A 24,141-nucleotide genomic window follows, 5' to 3' on the forward strand; every position below is an offset into this window, starting at 1 on the left:
TCAAAAATGCACATCACAAACCTGCTCGTATTCTATAAGCTCTTTTATTACCGGCTTTTCTCCGCAGAGGGGACAGTTGGGATCCTTGCGCAGTTTTACCTTCCTAAAGTCCATAGAAAGGGCATCCATGATAAGGAGCTTACCAACTAATGGCTCTCCTATGCCCAATATCAGCTTTATTGCCTCTGTGGCCTGAATACAACCCATTATGCCCCCAATACTTCCGAGAATTCCCGCCTCTTGGCAAGAAGGCACAAGACCTGGAGGAGGAGGTTCTGGAAAGAGACACCTATAGCATGGAGACTGTTCTTTCATTCTGAAGTCAAAGACAGAAACCTGACCTTCAAACCTCAGCATGGCGGCGGAAACTAAAGGCTTGCCCGCAAAGTAGCAAGCGTCGTTTATAAGAAAGCGGGTGGGGAAGTTGTCGGTGCCATCCAAGACCACGTCGTAATCCTTGATTATATCCATTATGTTTTCTTTGCTTATGCGGGTGTTATAAGTGATCACCTTCACATCCGGGTTTAGCATTTCCACGGTCCTTCTGGCAGATTCCACCTTTGGGGTGCCTACCCTTTCGGTGTTGTGGATAATCTGCCTTTGGAGGTTTGACAAATCCACCACATCAAAATCCACTATGCCAATGGTTCCCACACCGGCTGCTGCCAGGTACAGTATGGCGGGGGAACCCAAACCCCCTGCGCCTATCACAAGCACCTTGGAATTTAACAACTTTTCCTGCCCCTTACCGCCCACCTCGGGCAGGATTATATGCCTTGCGTATCTTTTTATCTGCTCCTCTGTAAACTTAAACATTTCAGCCCTCTACTGTAAAAATTTATATGTTCAGCAAAATACTTCGCAACTCTTGACCCTCGGAACTTCCCACCAAGCCCCTCTCATGAACCTGCTTATCGACCCGAGAAGGCTCCAAGGTGGATATTATGTAGTCCATAGCCTTGTAAGCCTTGGAAGGATCTCCACAGGTATAGACATCTACCGTTGCCAATCCATGCTCGGGCCATGTGTGGATGGATATGTGGGACTCCGCAAGAAGGATAACACCTGTGGCACCGTGGGGTTGGAATTGGTAGTAATGAGAGGAGATCTTGGTGAGACCTGCTACCCTGACGGCGGTCTCTAAAAGGTTTTTGATGTCCTCTACCCTGTCAATAAGGTCAGGGTTAACGCCGTGCAGGTCCGCTAAGATATGCAGTCCGAGGGCTTTTGCCATTTCTTCTCCTCCTTGTCAAGGTTTTTTAAAAGCTTCCAAAGCCAAACCATAGTAAAAAACCTCCTTTTGCAAGAAAAACAAATTATAATAACTTTTATGAAAAAATCAAGTAGAAAAAAACTCCTCAGACCCACTTCATCTATGGTAAAACAGGCGGTGTTCAACATGCTGGGAGACATAGAGGGCATGCTCTTTATAGACCTGTTTGCCGGGACTGGTCAGATGGGTTTTATGGCTATGGAGAGGGGTGCAGAGGTAATTTTCGTGGAAAAGAACAGGAAGTTTGCCCAAGCAATAAAGGAAAAAGGGGGAAAAGTCATTATTTCAGATGCAATAAAGTTTTTAGAACACTTGGAAGACAAGCCAGACATAATCTTTGCAGATCCTCCTTATGATTATGAAAACTACCAAAAACTTATTGAATTAGCCCTAGAAAAACTAAACAATGGAGGATTTTTTATCCTTGAACACAGGAAAGGCCAAAACTTTGGAGCAGAAAAGGTAAAAACTTACGGAGATACCGCCCTATCTATATGGAGGAAGGAGGATGATTAGCGTAGTATATCCGGGCACCTTTGACCCTCCTCACCTGGGACATCTTGACATAGTTAAAAGGAGCTGTGAGCTATTTGATAGGGTAGTAGTGGCCATAGCCAAAAGCCCAAGGAAATACCTACTCTTTAACTTGGAAGAGAGAGTAGATATGTTTAGAGTGATGGTTGAACCCTTAGGTTCAAAGGTGGAGGTTAAGGGCTTTGATGGACTTTTGGTGGATTTTATGAGGAAGGAGGGGCTGAGGGTGATAGTGAGGGGTGTTAGGCTTTTTACGGACTTTGAGTATGAACTTCAGATTGCCCTCAATAACAGCAAGTTGGCAGGCGTAGAAACCATATTTATGATGCCCTCTCAAGAATACATACACATAAGCTCCACCATAGTGAGGGACATAGCCAGCTACTGCGGAACTTTAGAGGGCTTGGTACATCCCTATGTGGCAAAAAAGCTAAGAGAAAAGTTCCACTGCCCTTAACCCTTGCACTCTACACCTTCCCTTTCTATGTACTCTTTCATCTTTTGCAGGGCAACGTCTCCTGTTACTAGGTCCTTTAGGTCCCTTTCCAAGTTTGTGGGCTTTAGCCTTGCGATCCAGCCTTCTCCGTAGGGGTCGTCGTTTATTAGGTCCGGTTGGTCAAAGAGCTTTTCGTTCCTTTCCACAATCTCACCCTCTATGACCGCAGGTATTGGACCAGTCCATTTGCCACTTTCTAAGGACGCTATGGGCTTTCCTTTGGGCACGTGTTTGCCGGGTGGCTTTATCCGGACGTTTACCATTCTGCCCGCGCGGGTTTGCCCTACGTCCGTGGCACCAACCGTAACGGTGCCATCTTCCTCAAGGCGATACCAAACTTGGTTCTCTATATCATAGTAAAGTTCCTTAGGAATCTTACAGCCCTTATAGGTTTCCATGGCAAAAGTATTTTAAGGGCTTCTTGTTGAAATATTCAACTATCTCCATGCATAAAACCAACAAGAGATAAGGGTTCGTAAAAGACCGGCCTCTTGACCAGCAATTCAGTCTGTGGTATCCTTTTTGCTATGAAGAGGTGGTTTTTTGTCCTCTGCCTTGCCTTTGGCTTTTCTTACGCCCAAGAGTGCAAGGTTTTAGAGGGCTATGCCTCCTGGTATGGCGAAAAGTTCCACGGAAGAAAAGCGTCTAGCGGAGAAAGGTTTGATAAATTCAAATACACTGCTGCGTCAAAGTACTTTGATATGCATACATACCTCCTGGTGAGAAACTTGGAAAACGGAAGGGAGGTAGTGGTTAGGGTTAATGATAAGGGACCACACAAAAAGGGCAGGATCATAGACCTATCAAAGTCTGCGGCGGAAAAGCTCGGAATGCTCAAAAAGGGAGTGGCCAAGGTTCAGGTGATGCCCTTGCACTGCGTGGCAAAGGATGACCAAGAGGAAGTAATAGTGGACCTTATAAAGACCGATTGACCAAGAGTGTTCCACAACCCCCAAGTTTGTCCTTTCTGTATCTTGTGGAAAGGGTAACCTTTATACCCTGAGCCTTTAATGTCAAAAAAGCCCTTTCATATTCCTCTGGAGATGGCGCTTCAAAGTCAGGCTTTGTGGAGTTATAGTAAAGAAGCACCGCCCTCAAGCCCAGCTCCTTGACAAGCCTTGAAAACTCCAAAAGTTCTTCCTCTGTGTCGTTTATGCCCTTCATAAGCAAATATGCTAAGGCAATCTTTTTTCTCCTGCTTGAACTGAGCTCTTTGAGAGAATGTTTCAGTGTACTGATGAGCTTCTCAAGACTTCCTCCATGAGGGATTAGAAGTTTTCTTTTTTCCTCTCTTACTGTATGCACAGATATGGTTACGCCATTGTGGGGAAGACTAAGTAGCATGGGCAGTTTTTCCGTAGGGAAGCCGGTGGTGTAGAAGGAAACCTTTAGTCCCTCCTCTTTTAACATCCAGAAGGCTTCTTGGACGTTCGCGTAATTCATCAAAGGCTCCCCAATGCCTGACATAGCTATTCTCTTTATTGGGAGTCTATCCTTTAAAAGCTTGTATTGGGAGTATATTTCCTCTGCAGAAAGATTTCTCAGTAGCCCCTTTGAACCTGAAAGACAGAAGGGACATCCCAACGCACAGCCCACCTGTGTGGAAATGCAGAGGGTGTCTCCCCTGTAAAAAACTGACTCAATTCTTGAGCCATCCTTCAACTCAAACAAAAACAATCGGTTTAGTTCACTCTGTAGCTCCAACAGGAGCTTCATGGTCTGCGTTCACCCTTCTACAACACGCGGGACACACCCTGCAATGCTCCAAAGCCCTTTCGTAATGGTTGGGCAGAAGGTCCTTCAAGGGTACCTCAATTTTTTTCCCTTCCCTTTCCAACAGGGCATAACCTCGCAGTGGTTCCACAAAAATTAGGTTGTATTCGCTTCCCTTGTAGCATATAGAAGTCCCCACATCTGGTAGAATCTCTTTTATCAAGTAGTTTTCCCGCTCGTAGGCTAAACAGCACAAGAGCCTTCCACAAGGTCCGGTAAATTTGGAGGGAGACAGGGGAAGGTTCTGAAGGTGTATATCGTGCACATAAACGGAATCCAATTTTTCCGCAAACTTTGCACAGCAAACATCATTACCGCAGTTCCCAAGCCAACCCATCATCTGAACCGCATCCCTGACCCCTATCTGCCTCATCTCTATACGCCTTTTTATTGATTTTGCCAGATCCCTCACCAAAGCCCTAAAATCCACCCTTTGTTCTGCGGTATAGTAAAAGAACACCTTGGACCCATCCAAGGGAATGTAGGTTTTTAAGAGTTTCATATCCAAGTTATGTTCTTTTATCTTTCTCTTACAGAGTTCATGGAATTCTTTTGCACGCTCTTCGTTTTCTTGAGCTTTCCTTTTATCCTCTTCCGTTGCCTTTCTTAGAAAGGTCACCTTTGAAGACAGTCCTTCCTTTGAATAGCCGAGAACTTCCACTAACTCTTCTCCCTTTTCAGAACTGACAACCACCAACTCCCCCCTTTGAACATCCTCCCTAACACCATCCACTTCTATGATCTTCCTAGTGTCCTGATAGCGCGCCTTTATATGAAGCATTTTTATCACCTCCCTTTAAATAAAGATAAAACAATGTGAGCTTTAAGTTAATGCCTTTGCCCAGGTACTCCATGGCAAAGTATACCCTATCAAGCATGAGTTTGTACCTTTCATCCCGCTCTTGTAGATATTTTTTTTGGATCAAACCCGATAGGATCTTAAGAAATAAGAGCTTATCCTCCGTGCTCCAGTCTTCCAACTTGTTGGCTAATTTAAAGAGACTGACCCAATCTAACTGCCAAAACTTCAGTGCGGTTTCCACTATCTCTTTCTTTTCTTTCAAGCTTTCAAGTAAGATAATACTACCCTCCGAAAGCTCCAAAAGAAGATCATCCTTTATACCTGTCCTTTGGGCAAGCTCCTCTTTTGTAAGGGGTGGAACCTCTAACATAAAACACCTTGACTTTATGGTAGGTAATATGCTGTTTAGATTATGTGAGACAAGTATAAAGTGGGTGTCTAAGGGAGGCTCTTCTAAAACTTTCAGCAGGGCATTTTGGGCGTAAGGGTTCATGGCGTCTGCGTTATATATAACAACCACCTTTTTTGGAGAAAGGGCAGGCTTTATATAAACAAAATCTCTAACAGCCCTAATCTGATCAACCTTTATCTCCGTCTTTTCGGGCTTGAGATAGATAAAGTCCGGGTGGTCCCCTTGAAGATAAACGAACTTATCGTCCTCATATACCTTTAGCTTTTCTTCGGGCTGGGAGAAAAAGTCCTTCAAAAGACGGCAGGATTCACAGACTCCGCAGGCAGGATACTGGGACTTCAAGCACAACAAAGCCTTGGAGAGCTCAAAGGCAATTTCACGCTTTCCTATTCCTTCTTTTCCATAAAAAAGTAAGGCTTGAGGTACCCGTTTTTGATTGAACATTCTTTCCAAAAAGGCTTGCAGTTTCATTGGTTAGACTTCCCTATTAGCTTGAGGAACTCCTCCCGCGTGCGCAGGTCAGAGAGGAATATACCCCTAAGGGCTGAAGTAGTTGTAATATGCCCCGGGGACATCACCCCCCTCATGGACATGCACAGATGCTCCATTTCCAAGACCACCGCCACACCCTTTGGCTTTAACTGCTCCATCAAAAAGTCTGCGATTTGATTGGTGAGTCTTTCTTGGACTTGAGGTCGGAGGGCAAAGGCTCGGACCGTTCGGACAAGCTTTGAAAGACCGCAGACTATACCGTTGGGTATGTACGCTATGTGTGCCTTCCCGAAGAAGGGCAAGAGGTGATGCTCGCACAAACTGTATATATTTATGTCCTTAACCAAAACCATTTCGTTGTAATCTCCAAACTCCTCAAACAGCTTGAAGTCAAAGGACCTTTGGCGGTCAAACTCCTCCCACATGCGGGCCACCCGCTCGGGTGTCTCTTTTAGCCCTTCTCTATCTGGGTCTTCTCCTATTGCCTCCAAAAAGAGCCTTATGGCTTGCTTTAACTTCTCTTTATCTACAGCCATTCCTTGATCCTCCTTGCAATTTTTTCGGGGCTAAAGCCAAAGTAGTCCATGAGCACATCACCGGGTGCGGACCTTCCAAACTCCTCAAGGGTGATCAAAAGACCATCCATCCCAACAAATTTATGCCAGAGCAATCCTCTTCCCGCTTCCACCGCTACCCGTTTTTTCACCTCCGGTGCAAGAATATAGTCTTTATACTCCTTTGGCTGGTGTTCAAAGACTTCAAAGGAAAAGACGTTTACCACCCTTACCTTTATGCCCTCCTTCTCTAAAATCTCCTTTGCCATCAAGGATGGATAAACCTCCGAGCCGGAGGCAAAGACTATCACATCGGGTGTTCCCTCCGTGTCCGCTATCACGTAGGCTCCCTTCAGTGCAGACCAGTGGGAGGGATATTCTTGGCGGTCTATAAGAGGGACCTTTTGCCTTGTAAGGATTATTGCGGTGGGTCCATCCTTTCTTTTTAGTGCCATGTGCCAGGCTACGCTAACCTCGTTGGGGTCCGCAGGCCTGAGAACCCAAAGGTTTGGAATGAGCCTCAAGGATGAAAGCTGTTCCACCGGTTGATGGGTGGGTCCGTCCTCTCCAAGCCCAATGGAATCATGGGTGAAAACATAAATGATCTGCAAGCTGGAGAGGGAAGCTATCCTTATGGAAGGTCTCATGTAATCGGAGAACACCAAAAAGGTGCCACCGTATGGAATAATACCACCATGGTATGCCATGCCGTTGAGAATGGTCCCCATGGCATGCTCTCTAACTCCAAAGTGTAGGTTCCTGCCCTGTGGAAAGTCTCCCTCTCCGTGAAGGTAGGTGTTGTTGGATTCCGAGAGGTCCGCAGAACCTCCAAAGAGAGTGGGAATGACCTTTGATATGGACGCCAGGACCTTACCGCTCGCCTGACGGGTTGCCATAGCATCCTTGAACTCGGGCAACAGCTTCCTGTAATCTTCTTCCCAATCTTTGTTCAAAGACTTTTCCAGAAGCCTTGCCAACTCTGGATAGCTTTCTCTGTACCTCTCAAAAAGGGTGTTCCACTCCCTTTCCAAAAGCTCACCTTTTTTTATTTTCTCTTCTCTGTAGCCCCACACCTCCTCGGGGACAAAGAACTCCTCTTCAGGCCATTCAAAGTTTTTCTTGGTTTGCAGGGCTACTTCCTTTCCAAGGGGTGCGCCGTGGGCACTGGCATCATCCTGCTTTGGAGAGCCATAAGCCAAGTGAGTTCGGACAGATATAAAGGAGGGCTTTTGTTTCTGTTCCATCGCCCTCTTTATAGCCTTTTCCAATTCCGCCAAATCGTAGCCGTCCTCCACCTCCTGCACAAACCAGCCCGACGCATCAAACCTCTTTAGCACGTCCTCCGACCAGGCTAAGGATGTGGGTCCGTCTATGGAAACCTTGTTGTTGTCCCATATAACTATTAGCTTGTTTAATTTCCAGTGTCCCGCCAGCTGGGCAACCTCGCAGGAGACACCCTCCATAAGATCCCCGTCGCTCACAAGGGCAAAGGTATAGTGGTCTATTATGGGAAAACCTTCCCTGTTGAACTTGTCCGCAAGGAATTTTTCTGCCAAAGCCATGCCAACCGCGTTGCCAATGCCCTGTCCGAGGGGTCCAGTAGTTGCTTCTACCCCTGGTGTAAGAAAGCTCTCGGGATGCCCCGGCGTTCTGCTACCAAGCTGTCTAAAGCCCTTTAGGTCCTCAAGGCTAAGCTCATAACCCATTACAAAGAGCAAAGAGTAGAGCATGGCGCTGGCGTGCCCTGCGGAGAGTACAAAGCGGTCCCTGTTAAACCACTTGGGGTTCTTTGGGTTAAACCTCAAAAATCTATCGTAGATTATGTAGGGAATGTGGCTTGCCCCAAGGGGCATACCCGGATGTCCAGACTTTGCCCTCTCCACTTGGTCCAAGCTCAAAAATCTTATAGTGTTTATCAAAAGCCAATCTCTCTCACTTGCGTTCTTGAAGTAGTTTCGCATAGATTAGATTATAAGGGCTTTTAAAGTTCCCTTAAAACAAACTCTTCCAGTTCAAAAAACTTCCTTTCCTCCTCTCCCCCAAGTTCGTGGTCGTAGCCCAAAAGATGCACCAAGCCGTGCACCAAAAGTCTTTTTATCTCTTCCTCCAAACTGTGGCCAAGCTCCTGCGCCTGCCTTTTGGCGGTATCCACCGAGATAACAATGTCCCCAAGAATAAGCCAATCCTCCACTTTCTCACCTATGGGAAAGGATAGCACATCGGTGGGTTTGTCTTTGTTTCTGTAAAGCTTGTTTAACCTTTTTATCTGCGCATCGGAAACTAAGGCAATGCTGAGTTCTACCTTGCTTAAACCAAGAACCTCAAGGGCTCTGCGGGCTATTTTGCTCAGAAGTTTGCTTTCTACTCCTTTTACCTTTTTCTTGACCAGCACCCTGTTTTTTCTCATACTCTTCATAAGCCTTTATGATCCTTGCCACTATGGGGTGTCTCACTACATCCTCTCGTCCAAATTGGACAAAACCTATGCCTTCAACACCTTTGAGGACCTTTATTGCCTCCACCAAACCGGATTCTTCCTTTCTGGGTAGGTCTATCTGAGTTATGTCGCCCGTGATCACCACCTTGGAGCCAAAGCCGATCCTTGTTAAAAACATCTTCATCTGTTCCCGGGTGGAGTTTTGGGCCTCATCCAGGATTATAAAGGCGTCGTTTAGGGTCCTACCTCTCATGAAGGCTAAGGGGGCGATCTCTATAATGTTCTTTTCCAACATGTAGGCGGTTTTATCATATCCCACCATATCATACAGTGCGTCGTAAAGGGGGCGAAGGTATGGGTCCACCTTTTCCGCTATGGTGCCCGGAAGGTAGCCCAACTTTTCTCCTGCTTCTACCGCCGGTCTTGTTAGTATGATCTTGCTTATTTTGTTTTCCTTCATGAGGGCAAGGGCCATGGCTACCGCCAGGTAGGTTTTCCCCGTGCCCGCTGGACCTATACCAAAGACAATATCCTTTTCCCTTATTTCCCTTACGTATATCCTTTGGTTTTCTGTCTTTGGCACTATAGCCTTTTTTCTGTAAGTTACTAACACCACCTCCTCTGCGTCGGGACTTACAACCTCTGTAGTGCCCTTTACGAAAGCCTTTGCCCTCTCTCTTACCTCTTCACTGCTTAGGGGACCCTTAGCAAACTCCTTTAGAATTTCCCTTATAAACCTGCTCATATTTTGGACCTTTTCCTCCTCTCCCCTTATACGTATTTCGGTACCTCTTGCGAGGACTTTAACGCCAAAGAGTTGGGAAAAAAGCTTTAGGTTCTCGTCGCCCCTTCCTACTATGGCATAAAACCTTTCGTCAAGGTCTCCGAGGTCTATGATCTCCTCTACCTTCTCCATCTAACTCAACGTTTAATTAAAATATAAAACGCCTTTGGAAAAAATGCAAGCGAGGCACCTTATAAGCACCAAAGACCTAAGCACAGAGGAAATTCAAGAGTTATACTCCCTCTTTCGTAGCTTTAAGGGAGGTAGGAGAGAAAAGTTAAAGGGAAGGGCTGTTCTTTTCTTTTTGGAAGCTTCTACCCGCACTCGCCTGTCCTTTGAAGTTGCCCTCAGAGAACTTGGCATGGAAACCCACCATGTGGGAAGAGGAGAATCAGCCATAGAAAAAGGTGAATCCTTCAAGGACACTATCAAAGTTCTCTCCGCCTTGGGCTTTAGGCTGTTGGTCTTTAGAGTGCCCTTTGTTCTATTTCCATACGAACCTTACCTTAAGGAAGGCATAAGCCTTATAAACGCAGGGGACGGCACCCATCAGCATCCCACCCAGGGGCTAATAGACCTATTTACCGCCCTTGAGCATTATCCCTCCTTGGAGGGGCTGAAAGTTCTCTTTGTGGGAGATATACTCCACAGTAGGGTTTTTAGGTCCTCTGGGGAGCTTTTTAGCAGGTTTTATGCCCAGCTTGGAGTTTGCGGTCCTGCCACCCTTATCCCTTCTGACCTTTCACCCTTTGGAGATGTGAAAGTTTTTGACAGTGTGGATGAGGGCATAGAGTGGGCGGATTTTGTGGTATACCTTAGGTTGCAGGAGGAGAGGTTCAAAGAGAGCTATGTGCCCTCAAAAGAGAGCTACTTTCTGCAGTTTGGTTTAACAAAGGAACGCTACAAAAAGCTAAAGGGCTACTTCATGCATCCGGGACCGGTAAATCTGTATGTGGATGTAGACCCAGAGGTGCTCTATGGGGAAAAATCTTTGGTTTTAAAACAGGTGCAGAACGGACCCTTTGTTCGGATGGCTGTGATCTACAACCTTCTTAAGGATCAGTAGGGATAAAAGTTGAAAACCGATTGAAAAGACCGCCAAAAGGACGGGCAGGATTTCATACAGACGCCCCATCACAGAGGCACCCAAAAAGACGGACAATCCAAAGAAAAGATGAAATATACCGTAAGCCCTTCCCCTGAAGGAAGGTGTGGAAAGTTTTGCAACGCCCGAGCGCACAACGGATTCATGCATACCAAGCTGAACTCCCCACAGCAATGTTCCAGCTATGAAGAGGGTTTCACTGCCAGAGAAGATAAAGTAGGGATAGATTGCGGTGATAACAACACCAAGGGCTAAAGCCTTAAAGCCAATCCTGTCAAAGAGACAGCCAAAAAGGAGGGCGGAAAAGCCATCCATGAGCATGGCAAGAGCAAAGAGAAAGGGAGGTAAGGCGTCGGACAAGCCTAGATGAACTTTACCATGATAGGTGATCAATGTAATGGGCACAAATGAGAGCCCAAGCAGGGAGGAAAAGGCTACATAGTGCCAAAAGCCGGGATGGGTTCCTTTGCTTTTTTCTTTGGAGTCTTCAGCGGTTTTTACATTTCCTTGATGATATCTTTTTGAAAGAAAGAGAACAAAAAGGGCTAAGAGGGCGCTTGGCAGAAGGCTTGCAAAGGCTAAGCGGTAATTGTTGGTAAAGTAGTAAAGTACCGCGGACACAAAGAGAGGACCCCAAAAGGCACCAACCTGGTCTAAAAACTCGTGGATGCCAAAACCTTTGCCATGCCCAACCCTTTCGGTAGCCTGAGAAAGTAAAGCATCCCGAGAGGGAGTTCTGAGGGCTTTTCCAAAGCGTTCAAGAATCATCAAGGCACCAGCCCATTGCCAGTTTGGCACCAAAGCAAGGAGTGGCACAGAAAGGAGGTTCATAGCATAACCCAAAAATACAAAAGCCCAAGGTTTTTTCAGCTTGTCCGAGAGATAACCAGAAACTAACCTTAGCACATATCCCGCCAGTTCAGAAAGTCCTGAGAGAAAGCCTATAACGAAGGGAGAAGCGGAAAGTAAAGCCAAATATGGTCCAAGAATGCTTCTGCCACCTTCGTAGGTAAAGTCAGAAAGCAGGCTAACCACACCCATCAAGAGGATAAAGATGTAAGAACTAGCCAATGTCCAACTCCTCCGAGGATACCTCTCCCAGAATTTCCAGTTCTGGTATGTGCCTTTTTATGTAATTGAGGACTTCCAAGGTCCTTTCGTAAGTATCGGGTGTGGCAATAACATAGACTAAATCCTTTTTCTTTTCCTTTGTTCGGACTACCGCGTTTCTTCCAGAACCGTCCATAAGGGCGGTGAACAGTCCTATTTTTGGAACGGGTAGCTTAAGAAGGATTATCCTCGCCTTTATCTCTCTCATATTTGAGGATCTTGGCGTTGAAGAGGGTTTTTGTCTTTCTTACAAACTCCGGAAGATCCTCTTTATCTTCCTCTTTTTCCTCCACCACAAAATCAAGGAAGGGAAACTTCACCTTTAGCTTTTCTATTTCCAAAGCCTTTGCATCCTCTTTGCTCACCTTTAGGATGAGCTTTCCTTCTTTCTCCTCGTAGGGAAGTCTTCTTAACCTTTCAAAGTCAATTTTGCTAAGGTTTTTCTGAAGAACATCCCAAGGGTTTTCCTTCTGCGGTTCTTCTTGCTTTTCCTCCTTCTTTTCCTCCTTGGGAGCCTCTTTGCTTGAGCTTCCCAGTCCTTTTATAAGTTCCTCTATGGAAAGGATGTCTTTGACTAAGGCACTTTTGATGATGGCTATCTGGCATGCCCTAAAGAGGTCCTTGGTCCTTGCCTCTACCCTCACTTGGCTAACCAATTTTTCAAGATATAGCAAAGCGTTCAGGTTTGCGGAAACTTCTCTGTGAAAATCTTCCACATGCATTAGTTTTTCTGGGTTCTTTAGGCTTTTGTAAAGAACAAGCGTCCTTATTTCCTCCTCCACACTCTCCCAAAACCTTGATAGGTTGTAGCCCTTTTCCCTTATCTGGTTTAAAAACTCAAGGGCGGAGTCCACATCGCCGGAGAGTAGCATCTTTATAAAATCCCTTACCTTTCCCTGAGAGAGAATACCCAAAAACTCCTCTATTATTTCTTCCTTTACCTTTCCCTCTCCAAAGGTGGCACTTTGGTCTAGCAAGGACACCGCATCCCTCATCCCTCCATCGCTTACCTTGGCGATGGTATACAGGGCTTGCTCTTCATATTCTATGTTTTCCCTTTCGCATATAAACTTAAGATACTTTACGATATCCTCTTCTCTGAGCCTGCTAAAGATGATCCTCTGACAACGGGAAAGTATGGTGGGAAGTATTTTGTCATACTCGGTGGTGCACAGGATAAAGACCGTTCTGGGAGGAGGCTCCTCAAGGGTTTTCAAAAGGGCATTAAAAGCCTCCTTTGTTAGCATATGTGCCTCGTCCAGAATGTAGACCTTGTACTTTCCCTTTATGGGTGTGTAAGAGACTGCATCCCTCAGGGCCCTTATATCGTCTATTCCTCTGTTGGATGCAGCGTCTATTTCTATAAGGTCTGGAAAATTTCCCTTTTCAATGGCGACGCAGTTTTCACACTCACCGCAAGGTTCTCCATCAATGGGTCTCAGGCAGTTTATTGCCCTTGTTAATATACGCGCTACGGTGGTTTTGCCCGTTCCTCTGGGACCAGCAAAGAGGTAGGCGTGGGAGAGCCTGCCAAGCCTTACCGCGTTGAGCAAAACCCTTTTGGCGGTCTCCTGTCCTACAAGCTCTGAGAACTTCCGAGGTCTATACTTTCTGGCAAAGGGAATATACATCAGAAAGTTAATTATAAGCTACCTATCTCAAAACCTCCACCAACACATCCCTCTCCATATAGCCCAGTTTTTTTAGAACCCTGCCGTAGGGGTCAATGATGGCGGTGTCGCCGGAGTTATTCACCCAAAGGGTGTAGGTTTTAAAGCGCAAAGAAGTCCACTGGGCAAACCTAAAATGTTGAAAGGTGCAGTCGCTGTCTTTAAACCAGCCATCGTTGGTTAAAACCACAATAAGATTGGCATCTTTGGCTAATCTTTCCATGTAGCTGTAGTGGGCAACTTCAAAGCATATGGGCACCGCAATGCGAAGGTCTTTGTATTTGATAACCTTTGTAGACTTGCCGGGAACGTAGTCAATACCTCCTATGGCTTGGAATATTTCCTTTAAAAATCCAAAGGGCTTTGGTATGTATTCGCCTATGGGCATGAGCTTTACCTTATCGTAGTAGTCTATTAGCATACCCTCCGCAAACAGGTAGGCGGAGTTGAAGGGCTTTAGGTTTTCCCTAACATCAATCAGACCCACCAGAATGGGACCTTTAAGGCTCAGATGATAAAAGATTTCTGTTTGCTCCTCGGAAAAGTAAAAAGGCAGGGCGGACTCGGGTAGGACTATGAGGTCTGGTTTTTCTTCCAATACCCTTTCCACCATCTGCAGTATCTGTGGCGTATGCTTGTCAAAGGTCTCTCTGCTGAGCTTGTCTTCTTGGGGCACTGCGGTTTGAACGAGGGCTACCTTTACTCCGTTTAGTTTCTTTGGTGGTACAAAGTAAGCGGAAAGGCTAAGAGAAAGTAAAACAAAAAGAATCAGGGCAAAAGGGAAAAGCCTTTTTTGGAATAGGGAAATTACCAAAACCCAAAGCAAGAAGGTGTAAAGGGGTATGCTCAAAAAGTACAGGGAATATTTCAAAAGGGGCACCTGAGAGATAACCTCTCCCATCAAAAGCCATGGAAAGCCACCAAAGGGAAAGTGAGAGCGGAGCAGTTCAAAGAGGGTATAAAAAAAGCCGTAGGCTAAAGGGGAGCTTTTAAAAAACCTCTGGGCAATAAAAGCTGGCAGGGAAAACTGAAAAAGGGTAAAAAGGAGAACGAACAGGGAATACATAAAGTAAGAGAGAATGGGATTTATACCGCCAAACTCAACGCTGGCAATGTTGGTACACCTCAGGGAAAGGAAGATAAACACATACCCTCCCAAGGTCCAAAAGGGCACTCCTCGGTATTTAACAAAAAGAAAGAGGGCAGGAAAGAGCAAAAACCATAGATTTAACTTAGAGAAGGGTAGGTAAAGCAACAAGCCCGCCAAAACGGAAAGGATTACCTCTTTCATTGCTTTGAAAGGCTCAAAAGGGTTATGCCAACCACTATCAAAAAGACGCCTACCAATTTTTGAAGGTTTAAGCCCTCACCAAGCAAAACATAGGCAAAGAGCACACTCCAGAGGGGAGAGGTGGAGGCAATGGGTGCCACTATGGAAACTTTGCCATGCCTAACCGCTTCAAAGTAAAAGAACAAACCCAAGAATCCCGAGAGCATGCCCCCAAAGGATATAAAAACCAGCTCCCTTAAGCCTACCTTAAGGGGTTCTCCCAAGGCAAAAAAGAGCAAAGATGCCAACAAAAAGGCGGAAAAATTATGCACAATGAGGGCGAAGAGGTTGCTAACTTCAGCCTTTAGGCCCAGCTTAAAGAGGATGGGGGCAAGCCCCCACGCAAAGCTGGCAAGTATTGCAAAAATCACTCCCCTCACAGTTCAAAAACTCCCACTACGGGCGCATGGTCTGAGGGCTTTGGCTGTCTCTTCTTTCTTGCCCATGTATCCACAAACACATCTTTCAGGCTCTTTAAAAGATGCTCTGTGATAAATATGTAATCAATACGCATGCCCTGGTTTTTCCATACCGCACCCCCAATGTAATCCCACCAGGTAAACTCCACCTTGTTAGGGTATAAATACCTGAAGGCGTCCACAAAGCCCCAATCTAAGAGTCTTCTTAGGGCTTGCCTTTCCTCCGGCATGGTCCCTATGGTATCCTTCAGAACAACGGGGTCATAAACGTCTATGTCTTCCAAGGCTACGTTCATGTCGCCCACGAGCACGATCTTATCTGAAGGACTAAAGCTTCTGTCTAAGAATTTACAGAAGGCATCGTAAAACTCCAACTTATAGTAAAACTTTTTACCTCCCCTCTCTTCTCCATGAGGGAAGTAGCAGTTTATGAGCCAAAGGTCCTTGAGCCTTCCTCCTATTACTCGACTTTCCACATCAAACTTTGCATCTCCTATGCCTTTAAAAACATCTTCCAACCCAAACTTAGAGCATATAGCTACGCCATTGTAGGCTTTTTGCCCATGCACATAGCACTTATACCCAAGCCTTTCAAAATCAAGAAAAGGAAAGTTGTGGGTCTCTGTTTTTAGCTCTTGAAGACACAAGATCTCCACGGGAACCCTCTCCAACCACATAAAAACCAGCTCTTTTCTGGACCTTATGGAATTTACATTCCAAGTGGCAACCCTTAGCATAGTTTTTTCATCACCCTTTGCATAGCTTGTAGGAATTGGTCGTTCTCCTCTGGGAAGCCTACGCTTACCCTGAGGCAGTTTTCCAAGTTGGGAAGGTAAGAAACATCCCTAACCAAAACCCCCTCTTTTATAAGTTCGGCGTGCACCAAACCTGCCGGGTAGGGAGTTTTAAACAGGAAAAAGTTGGCATCCGAAGGAAAGACCTTTACACCTTCTATGTTAGAAAGTTCTCTCATCAGCCTTTCCCGTTCCCTCAGGACCATCTGCACGTGTTCCTCTATTATATGGTAAAAGTCCTCCAACATAAGCTTGGCTATTACCTGAGAAGGATAGGTTATGTTGAAAGGAAGCCTAAGCTTGTTTATTTCTCTGGCTGTTTCCTCCTTTGCTATCAGCACGCCCACCCTCAAGCCCGCCAAACCTATCTTGGAGAGGGTTCTTAGAACTACAGTATCTTCCCTTTGAAGGGCATCAGCAAGAAAGGTCTTTCCAGAAAAGTGATAATAAGCCTCATCTATTACGGTAAATACGCCCTCCTGTCTAACCTTCTTGATGGCATCCTCCCTAAAGCAGTTGCCCGTGGGATTGTTTGGATAGGAGAAGAAGGCTAAGGAAGGTCTTTTTTCCTCCACTGCCCTCAAGAGGGTTTCTAAGTCCAAGTCCAGGTCCTCTTTGAGGGGCACTTCCACCTTTTTCCTTCCCAAGGCGGTAGCACATATGCCATACATGGGAAAGGTGGGTACAGGATAGAGGACAGGACTGTTTAATTCTCCTACCGCTATAGTTAAGTATTGAATGAGTTCATCGGAGCCGTTGCCCAGGACCAGGTTATCCGTTGAAACACCAAACCTTTTGGCTATGACTTCTTTTAGCTCTGATGCATTTGGGTCTGGGTAGCGGTTCAAAGGTAGGGAGGAGACCACCTCCCCTATTTTTCTTTTAACTTCCTCCGGAAATTTTATGGGTAGTTCGTTGGAGGAGAGCTTTACCTTGCAGGGAGTGGTCTCCGTTTTGTAAGCGGACAGTTCCCTTATGCGTGGATGGATCATTTATTCCTTCTTTTCTTCCTCTGCTTCTTCCATTTCCTCCTCTTCCTCTAACTCCTCACCTCTTCCTAGATAAAGCTCCAGTTCTGCGACGGTAGATTCCATGAGCTTATCCTCAAGGATGCCCTTGATCAATCTGTTTAGCTTTCTCTCGTCTCCCATGGCTATGCCGTTGAGCACATAATAAAGCCTTTTGGGCAGAGAAAGGGTGATCCTTCTGTATCTGGCTCCGCCCTTCTTTCTTCCTCTCTTAGCCATTTTAAACCTCCTCAAAAAGTTTTACGCTAATATTCTACCACAATTTACCTAAATTTATTCAACTTTCAGAAACTTTAAAAGCTCTTTTTTACCCTTTCCCTCCTTGGCTGATGTTATAACAATGGGTGCTTTTGAAAGAAGGCTCAGTTCCTTTATGGTTTTCTCTTTCTCCTTTTGGTCTGCTTTATCTTCTTTTGTTAAAACAAACACATAGGGTATGTTAAGAGAAGAAAGAAACTCTATCATAGACCTGTCTAAGGGTGTAGGACCAACTTGGCTATCTATGAGCAAAAACACCCATTGGATTTTTTCTCTGCACTGGGTAAAGTATTTTTCCATCATAAGCCTCCATCTTTCTCTTTCTTCGCCGGAAACCTTTGCGTAGCCATAACCAGGCACATCTACCAGATATAGCTCATCGTTCCAGAGGAAGAAGTTAATAGCCCTCGTCCTGCCTGGTTCCTTGCTAACATGGGCTACCTTTCTGCCCACCAGCATGTTTATAAGGGAGGATTTACCCACATTGGACCTTCCCACAAAGACTACGTGCTTTCTGTTATCCTCCGGAAAGTTCTCCCTAAAAGAGCCTACAAAGACTACTCCCTCTTTTCTTCCAGACATTTCTTTACTTCTCCCAACAAGTATAGAGAGCCAAGCACCAGCACATCTTCCTTTAGCCCAAAAACATCCCTCGCAGAGCTTAGAGGGACGATTTCCCTAAAGTCCAGCCTTTGGGCATGTTGCACCAGCTCAGATAGTTCCTCTCCTCTGTGGTGGTTGATGGGCACCAAATAGATCTTTTCCGAAAGCTTTCGGAGGAAAGTCATGGACTCTCTCCACTCCTTGTCCTTTAGCCCGGTAAATACGGGAGTTAGCTTTATGCCATGTTTTATCAGCTGATGGACTACCTTCTTGACACCATCTGGGTTATGGGCGCCGTCTATTACCAGCAGGGGGTTTTTTCTTAAGATTTCCATCCTCCCTTCCCACCTTGTCTCTTCAAGGGCCTTTCGTGTTTTATCCTCGTTTAGTTTTATAACTTGGCTTACCAAGGCGATGGCTACGCTTGCGTTGTCTATTTGCCACTTGCCCCAAAGCCCCAGCTTGGCGGAGCTTATTGAAAAAAAGTCCGAGCTGAAGTTCTCCAAGTAGGTTTGCATGCCTTCCACTTTGCCGTAGGCAAAAAAGTCCATGCCCGCCACTATCAGGTCCTTCAGATCGCATAACTCCAAGGCTTTGGGATACAAAGGTTCTTTGGGACTACCGATCACAATAGGTCTGCCGGGCACATATATGCCAAGCTTTTCATAAGCCCTCTCTTCGGGACTTTTACCCAGCCACTTTACATGGTCCCTTTGAACGTTGGTAACCGCACAGGCGGAAGGTCTGCAGGTTCTGGTGGCGTCCCACCTGCCCCCCATTCCTACCTCAAAGACCGCAAAATCCACCTTTTCATCCTCAAAGAACTTTAGGGCTATTAGGGTGCAAGCTTCAAAGTAGGTAAGGTTAAACCTCTCAAAGACGTCCTTTAGCTCCTTTACATACTCTTTTAACCTCTCTTTCTCTATCTTTTGTCTGTTCAGCCTCCACCTCTCCTTTTCATCGTAAAGGTGGGGAGACACAAACCAACCGGTTTTGTAGCCATGCTCCCTGAGAATACGCTCCGCAAAGGCACAGGTAGAGCCCTTCCCATTGGTGCCACCCACCAAGAGGGAAACATAGGAGGGCTTTTTTAAACCCACATACTCAACCGCCTTTTCAATTCGCTCTAAGGTGGGTTCAATGTGGTAATCTTTTCCTTTATAAAGTTCGTAGAGAATTTGATCTTCCACCATCATCGTAATAAAAATAGTTTAAAATTTTAAACCTCAGCAGAGGCTATGGCTGAATATTCCCTTGAGGAGAAGGATATTATAAAAGCCCTCAGCAAAAAGCCTATGCACTTTAACGAGCTTGCCCACCTTTTTTCCTTGGACAAAAAGGGTAGAAAAGCGTTGAAAAAACTGCTAAAAAAGCTAAAAAAAGAGGGAACTATTATAGTGGAGGGCGGAAGGTATAGGTTGGTACAGGAGGAGGTAGTGATAGGCACAGTTTTGGCAAATCCCAACGGCTTTGGCTTTCTTGAGGTGGGAGAAGGTAAAAAGGATATATACATACCACCCTTTGAGATGGAAAAGCTTTTACACGGAGACAGGATAAAGGCTAAGGTGGTGGAATTCAAAGGCAAAAAGGAAATAAGGGTGCTAAAGGTCCTAAAGAGGGGCACAAAGGAGCTGGTCTGTTCTGTAAAAAAAGAAAAGGGACAGTGTGTGGGAATTCCCTTGGACCAGAACGGCTTTCATAGGGTCTTTCTGCCAAAGGACACCTGCAAAGGGTTAAAGGAAGGCACCGTAGTATTGGCAGAAATTGTAAGGTACCCTTCCAAAGAAAGCCCAATGTTGGGCAAAGTTAAAAAGGTCCTTGGGCATCCGGCAGAAAAGAACCTTATTGTGGATATAATCATCCACAAGTATAAGCTACCTCTGGATTATGAACCGGAAGCCCTAAAAGAAGCCCAAAGCCTCTCCATAGATTGGGAGAAGGAGCTCAAGAGGAGGAGGGACCTGCGGGATCAGATATGCTTTACCATAGACCCACCTAGGGCGAGGGACTTTGACGATGCGGTTGCCATAGAAAAAACGCCCGAGGGGAACTACCGCCTTTGGGTGCATATAGCAGATGTGTCTTACTTTGTGAAGGAGGGTTCTGCCCTTGACAAAAGCGCCTTTGAGAGGGGCTTTACCTTTTATCTGCCCGACAGGGCAATTCACATGCTACCGGAGAGGCTCTCTGCGGACCTTTGCAGTCTAAAGCCCAATGAGGACAAGCTTGCCTTTACCTGTGAGATGGTCTTTAGCCCAAAGGGGGACCTGCTTTGGTATGACATCTACGAGAGCGTAATAAGGAGCAAGACAAGGCTAACGTATGATGAAGCCCTCCGACTTATCGTAGGAGACCCAGTCCTTGAGAAAAAGTATCAAGACCTTGTAGAACCACTTAGAATCATGGAGGACTTATACAGAATTCTCTCTTACAGAAGGTGGGAGAGGGGTAGCATAGACTTTGACCTACCAGAGGCAGAGCTGATCGTGGATGAGTATGGGGAACCTACCGCCATAGTACCCTATGAGCGCCACATAGCCCACCGAATTATAGAGCACTTTATGATCTCCGCCAACGAAACGGTGGCAAAGCATCTTACCAGCGTAGGATATCCCTGCCTTTACAGGATTCATGAAAAGCCAGACCCTAAAAAGGTGGAAAATCTACTGGAGATACTGGAGGGACTTGGCTACAAAGTTAAAAGGTTTTCCCTTGAGCCCAAGTTTTTCCAAAAAATCATAGAGGACTTTGAAGGTAGGGATGAAGAGCACTTGGTTAGATTTTTGACCTTGCGTAGTATGATGAAGGCAAGGTATTCTCCACACAATTTGGGACACTTCGGACTTGCCAGCGACGGATACACACACTTTACCTCCCCCATAAGAAGGTATGCGGACCTGGTGGTTCATAGGCTTTTGAAAAAAGCCCTCAGAGGAGAAAGCATAGACTACGAACAGACGGTTAGCTACTTGGAAATGGTGGGAGAGCACCTTTCCCTACAAGAGGAGTTGGCGGAGGATGTGGAAAGGGAAGCCATAGACCGGTTAAAAGTTAGGTTCATGAAGGCACACATAGGGGAGGAGTTTGAGGCCATAATAACGGGTGTGGTATCCTTTGGCTTTTTTGTGGAGCTTAAAGATTACTTGGTGGAGGGTTTAGTAAGCGTGTCCTCTTTGGAGGAGGATGAATACATATACGACGAAAAAGCCCACCGGCTTGTGGGCTACAGAACGGGTAAAATCTATCGTCTGGGGGACAAGGTTAGGGTAAAGTTAGTATCGGTGGATGAAGAGAGGGGTAGGCTAAGCTTTGTCTTGGCAGAGGCTCAAAAGCCCTCGTAAGCTTTTACGTAGAGCTCGTATATGTCTTCCACGGTGGGCTCCACCGGGTTTATGGGAAAGAGTCCTCTGGAGAGCATATAGGTATCTTCTGTTAGCCTCTCTAACTTTTCCTTTTCCACACCAAGCTCTTTGAGAGAAACCCTCAATCCCACCTTTTCCAAGAGCTCAACGACCGCATCCACAGCCTTTTCTGGCTTTGGTTCGTAGCCCATAATCTCTGCAAAGAGGGCGTACTTTTGTGGGTTCCCTTTGTAGTTGAAGGCGGTTATTGCCGGGGCAAGCGCTGCAAGTCCCTCCGCGTGGGCCACATTCGGATAGTGGGCGGAAACTGGGTGTTCCATGCCGTGTATTAGGGCTACCCTCTTTTTGTCTATGGCTATGCCCGCCAGCATGGACGCATAGCTCATCCACTCCCTTGCGGTTAAGTTCTCCGGCTCGTTAACCGCCACCGGTAGCCATTCTTTTATGATCCTTAGGGCCCTTATTGCCAAGTCATCTGCAAAGATGTTTTCCACCTTATTGGTAAGGGATTCAAGGGCATGGACAAAGGCATCCACTCCCGTGATGGCGGTTAGCCTTGGGCTCATGGAAAGGGTCAGGGTTGGGTCTATGATGGCAACCTTTGGATAGTTCAGGGAGTGGGAGATCACCAGCTTTTCCTTTCTCTTTGGGTTTGATATAACCGAGTATCTGTTTACCTCACTACCCGTGCCCGCGGTGGTTGGTATGCATATTACCGGTCTGTTGAGGTAGGGAATGAGCCTGGGACCTTCTGGATAATTCACATAATCCCATGCGTAGCCCTCGTTGGAAGAAACAATGGAAACCGCTTTGGCGGTGTCTAAGGCACTTCCGCCTCCCAAGCCCACTATGTAGTCTATTTTGTTTTCCACCACTATGGCGCTCGCTTCATTTACCATTTGATCGGTAGGGTTGGGCTCCACCCGGTCGTAAAGGATCACCTCCTCCGCACCCCATTTTTTAAGGGAACGAATAGCCCTATCTAAAGCTCCGTTTTCTTTGGTGCTGTTTTTACCTGTTATGATTATTGCCCTGTAGCCGTACCTTTTGGCAACCTCTCCTAAGGTGTATAGCCTTCCACTCCCAAAGAGAACCTCAACAGGGAGGTAAAAATCAAACTTCATGCTTCTGTGATATCTTCCCTCTGAATCTCCATCTCCTCCGGCAGTGTACCTTCAAAAATAAGTGGTGTATAGGTAGGCACTATACCTTCTTCCTCCGCTTTTTCTGCGCAGACCGCATGGTATCTAGTCCAAGGTATAGCTAACAGTCTCTCATACTCTATGTACTCTCCGCAATACTCGCATACACCGTAGGTGCCCGCTTGAAGCTTTTGTAGTGCATAGTCTATCTCCCTTATCACGAACATCTCCCTTGAGGAAAGGTTGTCAAGGACCTCTTGGGTGTAAGTCATCTGGCTTATGTCCTCTTGGTCCCCCGGTTCCCTTATCTGCTCTCCAATCTTACTCTGCGTGTCTTCAATTTTTCTGAACCTTTCCAAAAGCTTTGCCTTTTCTTCTTCAAGTCTTTCTTTCAAAACCTTTAACTGTTCTGGTGTTAGCATACCAAACCTCCTTGTTTTCTGATTATAAGGGATATAATATATATCTTCTCACTCTTTTGGAGGTGTAAAAATGAAGAAGGGTATTCATCCTGAGTTGAAGCCTACCACTTTTGTGTGCGGATGTGGGAACACCTTTACACTGCTTTCCACGAAAGGTGGCACTGTCTATCTTGAAGTATGCAATGCTTGCCATCCTTTCTACACAGGCAAGTTGAGGATAAAACCCTTCCTGCTGGAAGCCACAGGAAAGTCCGTCAATGCTTCATAAGGACTTAGAAGAAAGACTACGGGTATTACACCAAAAATACATTCAACTTCAGGCTAAGCTCTCAGACCCAGAGATCATAAAAGACATAGACCTTTACTCTAAGCTAAGCAAAGAATTCAAGGAGTTGGAACCTGCCTACGAGGCATACAACAGATACGTAAAGATAAAGAAGGATATTGAATTTGCTAAGGAGCTTTTGGAAAACAAGGAGTTTGAAGATTTAGCAAAGGAGGAGCTCAAAAGGTTAGAAAAAGAAAAGGAGGAGTTAGAAAAGGAGATAAAACGGCTGTTGGTTCCAAAGGATGAAAAGGACTCTAAAAATGTTATACTGGAGATCAGGGCGGGGGTTGGTGGCGAAGAGGCTGCACTCTTTGCTGCCGACTTACTGAACATGTATCAAAAGTACGCAGAGGAAAAAGGTTGGAAGTTTTCCATACTGAGCGCCCAAAAGACAGGGCTCGGAGGATACAAGGAGGTTATAGCCCTAATTGAAGGTAAGGATGCCTACTCAAAGCTAAAGTACGAAAGTGGGGTTCACAGGGTTCAAAGGGTGCCAAAAACAGAATCGGGAGGAAGAATACACACCTCCACCGCCACGGTGGCTGTTCTTCCTGAGGCAGACGAAACGGAGGTGCAAATAAACCCAGAGGACCTAAAGATAGAAACCTTTCGTGCCAGTGGTGCAGGCGGGCAGTATGTGAATACCACCGAAACTGCAGTCCGGATTACCCACATACCTACGGGGATAGTGGTAACTTGCCAAGACGAGCGTTCCCAATTTCAGAATAAACTAAAGGCCATGAAAATACTTTACGCAAGGTTAAAGGATTACTACGAGAGGCAAAAAGAAGAAAAGATCGCACAGGAGAGGAGGGAGCAGGTGGGAACTGGGGAAAGGAGCGAAAAGATCAGAACCTACAACTTCCCACAAAACAGGGTTACAGACCATCGCATCAACTATACCTCCCATCGCCTTCAGGACATCTTAGAAGGAAAGCTTGACGAGATCATCTCCGCCTTAGAGGAGCACGAAATAGAGGAGAGACTGCGCGCCTCACTGCAAGAGGTATAGT

The 24,141-nt window shown here is 46.0% G+C and carries 29 protein-coding genes; 7 read left to right on the top strand and 22 right to left on the bottom strand.

Translation table 11 applies throughout. The features are described from left to right. Nucleotides 1–816, bottom strand: coding sequence for a thiazole biosynthesis adenylyltransferase ThiF (thiF, locus tag THERU_RS07255; protein ID WP_025306611.1), 816 nt, complete (start codon nt 814–816; stop codon nt 1–3). 22 nt (nt 817–838) lie between these two features. Continuing rightward, the gene (gene speD / locus THERU_RS07260) at nt 839–1,234 is read right to left on the bottom strand and encodes an adenosylmethionine decarboxylase (protein WP_025306612.1); all 396 of its coding nucleotides are present in this window, start codon (nt 1,232–1,234) and stop codon (nt 839–841) included. A gap of 96 nt (nt 1,235–1,330) precedes the next feature. Between speD and THERU_RS07265 the strand changes: the two genes are divergently transcribed. Together THERU_RS07265 and coaD are read left to right on the top strand one after the other, a co-directional pair. After that, nucleotides 1,331–1,789, top strand: coding sequence for an RsmD family RNA methyltransferase (locus THERU_RS07265; protein WP_025306613.1), 459 nt, complete (start codon nt 1,331–1,333; stop codon nt 1,787–1,789). Further along, nucleotides 1,782–2,264 (top strand): pantetheine-phosphate adenylyltransferase, encoded by a 483-nt coding sequence (gene coaD / locus THERU_RS07270; protein WP_025306614.1) that lies wholly within the window; start codon nt 1,782–1,784, stop codon nt 2,262–2,264. Before THERU_RS07265 ends, coaD begins: the two co-directional genes overlap by 8 nt. On the opposite strand, the gene gcvH is transcribed toward coaD, so the two are convergent. Beyond that, nucleotides 2,261–2,701 (bottom strand): glycine cleavage system protein H, encoded by a 441-nt coding sequence (gene gcvH, locus THERU_RS07275; RefSeq protein ID WP_025306615.1) that lies wholly within the window; start codon nt 2,699–2,701, stop codon nt 2,261–2,263. The genes coaD and gcvH overlap by 4 nt on opposite strands. A 129-nt stretch (nt 2,702–2,830) precedes the next feature. Here gcvH and THERU_RS07280 point away from each other — a divergent pair, with 129 nt between their 5' ends. Next, entirely contained in the window at nt 2,831–3,235 is a 405-nt protein-coding gene (locus THERU_RS07280) for a septal ring lytic transglycosylase RlpA family protein (RefSeq protein WP_025306616.1), read from the top strand. On the opposite strand, the gene THERU_RS07285 is transcribed toward THERU_RS07280, so the two are convergent. The 7 genes from THERU_RS07285 to THERU_RS07315 are packed head-to-tail and all read right to left on the bottom strand — an operon-like array spanning nt 3,219 to nt 9,689. Then, nucleotides 3,219–4,019, bottom strand: a complete 801-nt coding sequence (locus tag THERU_RS07285; RefSeq protein ID WP_025306617.1) for a radical SAM protein — start codon at nt 4,017–4,019, stop codon at nt 3,219–3,221. The two genes, THERU_RS07280 and THERU_RS07285, sit on opposite strands and share 17 nt — an antisense overlap. Beyond that, complete coding sequence (locus THERU_RS07290) at nt 3,991–4,857, bottom strand: PSP1 domain-containing protein (protein WP_025306618.1); 867 nt, start codon at nt 4,855–4,857, stop codon at nt 3,991–3,993. Before THERU_RS07290 ends, THERU_RS07285 begins: the two co-directional genes overlap by 29 nt. Next, nucleotides 4,823–5,761 carry a DNA polymerase III subunit gene (locus THERU_RS07295; protein WP_025306619.1) on the bottom strand — a complete coding sequence of 313 codons (939 nt, stop codon included), beginning with the start codon at nt 5,759–5,761 and terminating at the stop codon, nt 4,823–4,825. The genes THERU_RS07290 and THERU_RS07295 overlap by 35 nt, the downstream gene beginning before the upstream one ends. Beyond that, nucleotides 5,758–6,318, bottom strand: coding sequence for a GTP cyclohydrolase I FolE (folE, locus tag THERU_RS07300; protein ID WP_025306620.1), 561 nt, complete (start codon nt 6,316–6,318; stop codon nt 5,758–5,760). The genes THERU_RS07295 and folE overlap by 4 nt, the downstream gene beginning before the upstream one ends. Then, complete coding sequence (gene tkt, locus THERU_RS07305) at nt 6,309–8,297, bottom strand: transketolase (RefSeq protein ID WP_025306621.1); 1,989 nt, start codon at nt 8,295–8,297, stop codon at nt 6,309–6,311. Before tkt ends, folE begins: the two co-directional genes overlap by 10 nt. A 20-nt stretch (nt 8,298–8,317) precedes the next feature. Further along, nucleotides 8,318–8,728: an rRNA maturation RNase YbeY gene (ybeY, locus tag THERU_RS07310; protein WP_425427063.1), complete on the bottom strand. Its 411-nt coding sequence runs from the start codon at nt 8,726–8,728 to the stop codon at nt 8,318–8,320. Continuing rightward, on the bottom strand, nt 8,658–9,689 hold the full coding sequence (locus THERU_RS07315; RefSeq protein WP_025306623.1) for a PhoH family protein: 1,032 nt from the start codon (nt 9,687–9,689) through the stop codon (nt 8,658–8,660). The genes ybeY and THERU_RS07315 overlap by 71 nt, the downstream gene beginning before the upstream one ends. A 43-nt stretch (nt 9,690–9,732) precedes the next feature. Between THERU_RS07315 and THERU_RS07320 the strand changes: the two genes are divergently transcribed. Further along, entirely contained in the window at nt 9,733–10,623 is an 891-nt protein-coding gene (locus THERU_RS07320; RefSeq protein ID WP_025306624.1) for an aspartate carbamoyltransferase catalytic subunit, read from the top strand. Here THERU_RS07320 and THERU_RS07325 read toward each other — a convergent pair. Genes THERU_RS07325 through THERU_RS07370 form a run of 10 tightly spaced genes read right to left on the bottom strand, consistent with a single transcriptional unit; the run spans nt 10,555 to nt 19,070 of the window. Continuing rightward, the gene (locus THERU_RS07325; RefSeq protein ID WP_025306625.1) at nt 10,555–11,733 is read right to left on the bottom strand and encodes an MFS transporter; all 1,179 of its coding nucleotides are present in this window, start codon (nt 11,731–11,733) and stop codon (nt 10,555–10,557) included. The two genes, THERU_RS07320 and THERU_RS07325, sit on opposite strands and share 69 nt — an antisense overlap. Further along, nucleotides 11,726–11,980 carry a hypothetical protein gene (locus tag THERU_RS07330; RefSeq protein WP_025306626.1) on the bottom strand — a complete coding sequence of 85 codons (255 nt, stop codon included), beginning with the start codon at nt 11,978–11,980 and terminating at the stop codon, nt 11,726–11,728. The genes THERU_RS07325 and THERU_RS07330 overlap by 8 nt, the downstream gene beginning before the upstream one ends. After that, nucleotides 11,946–13,403: a DNA polymerase III subunit gamma/tau gene (gene dnaX, locus THERU_RS07335; protein WP_038532249.1), complete on the bottom strand. Its 1,458-nt coding sequence runs from the start codon at nt 13,401–13,403 to the stop codon at nt 11,946–11,948. Before dnaX ends, THERU_RS07330 begins: the two co-directional genes overlap by 35 nt. Before the next feature lie 22 nt (nt 13,404–13,425). Next, on the bottom strand, nt 13,426–14,733 hold the full coding sequence (gene lnt / locus THERU_RS07340; RefSeq protein ID WP_038532251.1) for an apolipoprotein N-acyltransferase: 1,308 nt from the start codon (nt 14,731–14,733) through the stop codon (nt 13,426–13,428). Further along, entirely contained in the window at nt 14,730–15,152 is a 423-nt protein-coding gene (locus THERU_RS07345; RefSeq protein ID WP_025306628.1) for an EamA family transporter, read from the bottom strand. Before THERU_RS07345 ends, lnt begins: the two co-directional genes overlap by 4 nt. Next, nucleotides 15,149–15,928: an exodeoxyribonuclease III gene (gene xth, locus THERU_RS07350; RefSeq protein ID WP_025306629.1), complete on the bottom strand. Its 780-nt coding sequence runs from the start codon at nt 15,926–15,928 to the stop codon at nt 15,149–15,151. Before xth ends, THERU_RS07345 begins: the two co-directional genes overlap by 4 nt. Next, nucleotides 15,922–16,977 (bottom strand): histidinol-phosphate transaminase, encoded by a 1,056-nt coding sequence (gene hisC / locus THERU_RS07355; RefSeq protein WP_025306630.1) that lies wholly within the window; start codon nt 16,975–16,977, stop codon nt 15,922–15,924. Before hisC ends, xth begins: the two co-directional genes overlap by 7 nt. Further along, on the bottom strand, nt 16,978–17,232 hold the full coding sequence (locus THERU_RS07360; protein ID WP_025306631.1) for a hypothetical protein: 255 nt from the start codon (nt 17,230–17,232) through the stop codon (nt 16,978–16,980). 54 nt (nt 17,233–17,286) lie between these two features. After that, entirely contained in the window at nt 17,287–17,853 is a 567-nt protein-coding gene (gene yihA / locus THERU_RS07365; protein WP_025306632.1) for a ribosome biogenesis GTP-binding protein YihA/YsxC, read from the bottom strand. Beyond that, nucleotides 17,829–19,070 (bottom strand): bifunctional folylpolyglutamate synthase/dihydrofolate synthase, encoded by a 1,242-nt coding sequence (locus tag THERU_RS07370; RefSeq protein WP_245565817.1) that lies wholly within the window; start codon nt 19,068–19,070, stop codon nt 17,829–17,831. Before THERU_RS07370 ends, yihA begins: the two co-directional genes overlap by 25 nt. 42 nt (nt 19,071–19,112) lie before the next feature. Between THERU_RS07370 and rnr the strand changes: the two genes are divergently transcribed. Beyond that, nucleotides 19,113–21,215, top strand: a complete 2,103-nt coding sequence (gene rnr, locus THERU_RS07375; RefSeq protein ID WP_025306634.1) for a ribonuclease R — start codon at nt 19,113–19,115, stop codon at nt 21,213–21,215. On the opposite strand, the gene THERU_RS07380 is transcribed toward rnr, so the two are convergent. Together THERU_RS07380 and THERU_RS07385 are read right to left on the bottom strand one after the other, a co-directional pair. Further along, a complete protein-coding gene (locus THERU_RS07380) occupies nt 21,200–22,360 on the bottom strand; it encodes an iron-containing alcohol dehydrogenase (RefSeq protein WP_025306635.1) in 1,161 nt (386 codons plus the stop codon). The two genes, rnr and THERU_RS07380, sit on opposite strands and share 16 nt — an antisense overlap. Further along, a complete protein-coding gene (locus THERU_RS07385; protein ID WP_025306636.1) occupies nt 22,357–22,800 on the bottom strand; it encodes a TraR/DksA family transcriptional regulator in 444 nt (147 codons plus the stop codon). The genes THERU_RS07380 and THERU_RS07385 overlap by 4 nt, the downstream gene beginning before the upstream one ends. A 70-nt stretch (nt 22,801–22,870) precedes the next feature. Between THERU_RS07385 and rpmE the strand changes: the two genes are divergently transcribed. Together rpmE and prfA are read left to right on the top strand one after the other, a co-directional pair. Continuing rightward, nucleotides 22,871–23,068, top strand: a complete 198-nt coding sequence (gene rpmE / locus THERU_RS07390) for a 50S ribosomal protein L31 (RefSeq protein ID WP_025306637.1) — start codon at nt 22,871–22,873, stop codon at nt 23,066–23,068. Further along, nucleotides 23,058–24,140, top strand: a complete 1,083-nt coding sequence (gene prfA / locus THERU_RS07395) for a peptide chain release factor 1 (protein WP_025306638.1) — start codon at nt 23,058–23,060, stop codon at nt 24,138–24,140. Before rpmE ends, prfA begins: the two co-directional genes overlap by 11 nt. Nucleotide 24,141 lies beyond the last annotated feature (1 nt).

This window comes from Thermocrinis ruber (assembly GCF_000512735.1).
Taxonomy (GTDB): domain Bacteria; phylum Aquificota; class Aquificia; order Aquificales; family Aquificaceae; genus Thermocrinis; species Thermocrinis ruber.

Excerpts from the sequence above, each read along its gene's own strand:
- THERU_RS07360 (WP_025306631.1), bottom strand. The coding sequence starts at position 17,232 with ATGGCTAAGAGAGGAAGAAAGAAGGGCGGAGCCAGATACAGAAGGATC.
- gcvH (WP_025306615.1), bottom strand. The coding sequence starts at position 2,701 with ATGGAAACCTATAAGGGCTGTAAGATTCCTAAGGAACTTTACTATGAT.
- yihA (WP_025306632.1), bottom strand. The coding sequence starts at position 17,853 with ATGTCTGGAAGAAAAGAGGGAGTAGTCTTTGTAGGCTCTTTTAGGGAG.
- THERU_RS07265 (WP_025306613.1), top strand. The coding sequence starts at position 1,331 with ATGAAAAAATCAAGTAGAAAAAAACTCCTCAGACCCACTTCATCTATG.
- THERU_RS07380 (WP_025306635.1), bottom strand. The coding sequence starts at position 22,360 with ATGAAGTTTGATTTTTACCTCCCTGTTGAGGTTCTCTTTGGGAGTGGA.
- thiF (WP_025306611.1), bottom strand. The coding sequence starts at position 816 with ATGTTTAAGTTTACAGAGGAGCAGATAAAAAGATACGCAAGGCATATA.
- prfA (WP_025306638.1), top strand. The coding sequence starts at position 23,058 with ATGCTTCATAAGGACTTAGAAGAAAGACTACGGGTATTACACCAAAAA.
- rnr (WP_025306634.1), top strand. The coding sequence starts at position 19,113 with ATGGCTGAATATTCCCTTGAGGAGAAGGATATTATAAAAGCCCTCAGC.
- tkt (WP_025306621.1), bottom strand. The coding sequence starts at position 8,297 with ATGCGAAACTACTTCAAGAACGCAAGTGAGAGAGATTGGCTTTTGATA.
- folE (WP_025306620.1), bottom strand. The coding sequence starts at position 6,318 with ATGGCTGTAGATAAAGAGAAGTTAAAGCAAGCCATAAGGCTCTTTTTG.
- THERU_RS07320 (WP_025306624.1), top strand. The coding sequence starts at position 9,733 with ATGCAAGCGAGGCACCTTATAAGCACCAAAGACCTAAGCACAGAGGAA.
- speD (WP_025306612.1), bottom strand. The coding sequence starts at position 1,234 with ATGGCAAAAGCCCTCGGACTGCATATCTTAGCGGACCTGCACGGCGTT.
- coaD (WP_025306614.1), top strand. The coding sequence starts at position 1,782 with ATGATTAGCGTAGTATATCCGGGCACCTTTGACCCTCCTCACCTGGGA.
- THERU_RS07315 (WP_025306623.1), bottom strand. The coding sequence starts at position 9,689 with ATGGAGAAGGTAGAGGAGATCATAGACCTCGGAGACCTTGACGAAAGG.
- THERU_RS07370 (WP_245565817.1), bottom strand. The coding sequence starts at position 19,070 with ATGATGGTGGAAGATCAAATTCTCTACGAACTTTATAAAGGAAAAGAT.
- THERU_RS07385 (WP_025306636.1), bottom strand. The coding sequence starts at position 22,800 with ATGCTAACACCAGAACAGTTAAAGGTTTTGAAAGAAAGACTTGAAGAA.
- xth (WP_025306629.1), bottom strand. The coding sequence starts at position 15,928 with ATGCTAAGGGTTGCCACTTGGAATGTAAATTCCATAAGGTCCAGAAAA.
- THERU_RS07330 (WP_025306626.1), bottom strand. The coding sequence starts at position 11,980 with ATGAGAGAGATAAAGGCGAGGATAATCCTTCTTAAGCTACCCGTTCCA.
- THERU_RS07295 (WP_025306619.1), bottom strand. The coding sequence starts at position 5,761 with ATGAAACTGCAAGCCTTTTTGGAAAGAATGTTCAATCAAAAACGGGTA.
- rpmE (WP_025306637.1), top strand. The coding sequence starts at position 22,871 with ATGAAGAAGGGTATTCATCCTGAGTTGAAGCCTACCACTTTTGTGTGC.
- THERU_RS07280 (WP_025306616.1), top strand. The coding sequence starts at position 2,831 with ATGAAGAGGTGGTTTTTTGTCCTCTGCCTTGCCTTTGGCTTTTCTTAC.
- lnt (WP_038532251.1), bottom strand. The coding sequence starts at position 14,733 with ATGAAAGAGGTAATCCTTTCCGTTTTGGCGGGCTTGTTGCTTTACCTA.
- THERU_RS07290 (WP_025306618.1), bottom strand. The coding sequence starts at position 4,857 with ATGCTTCATATAAAGGCGCGCTATCAGGACACTAGGAAGATCATAGAA.
- dnaX (WP_038532249.1), bottom strand. The coding sequence starts at position 13,403 with ATGTATATTCCCTTTGCCAGAAAGTATAGACCTCGGAAGTTCTCAGAG.
- THERU_RS07285 (WP_025306617.1), bottom strand. The coding sequence starts at position 4,019 with ATGAAGCTCCTGTTGGAGCTACAGAGTGAACTAAACCGATTGTTTTTG.
- hisC (WP_025306630.1), bottom strand. The coding sequence starts at position 16,977 with ATGATCCATCCACGCATAAGGGAACTGTCCGCTTACAAAACGGAGACC.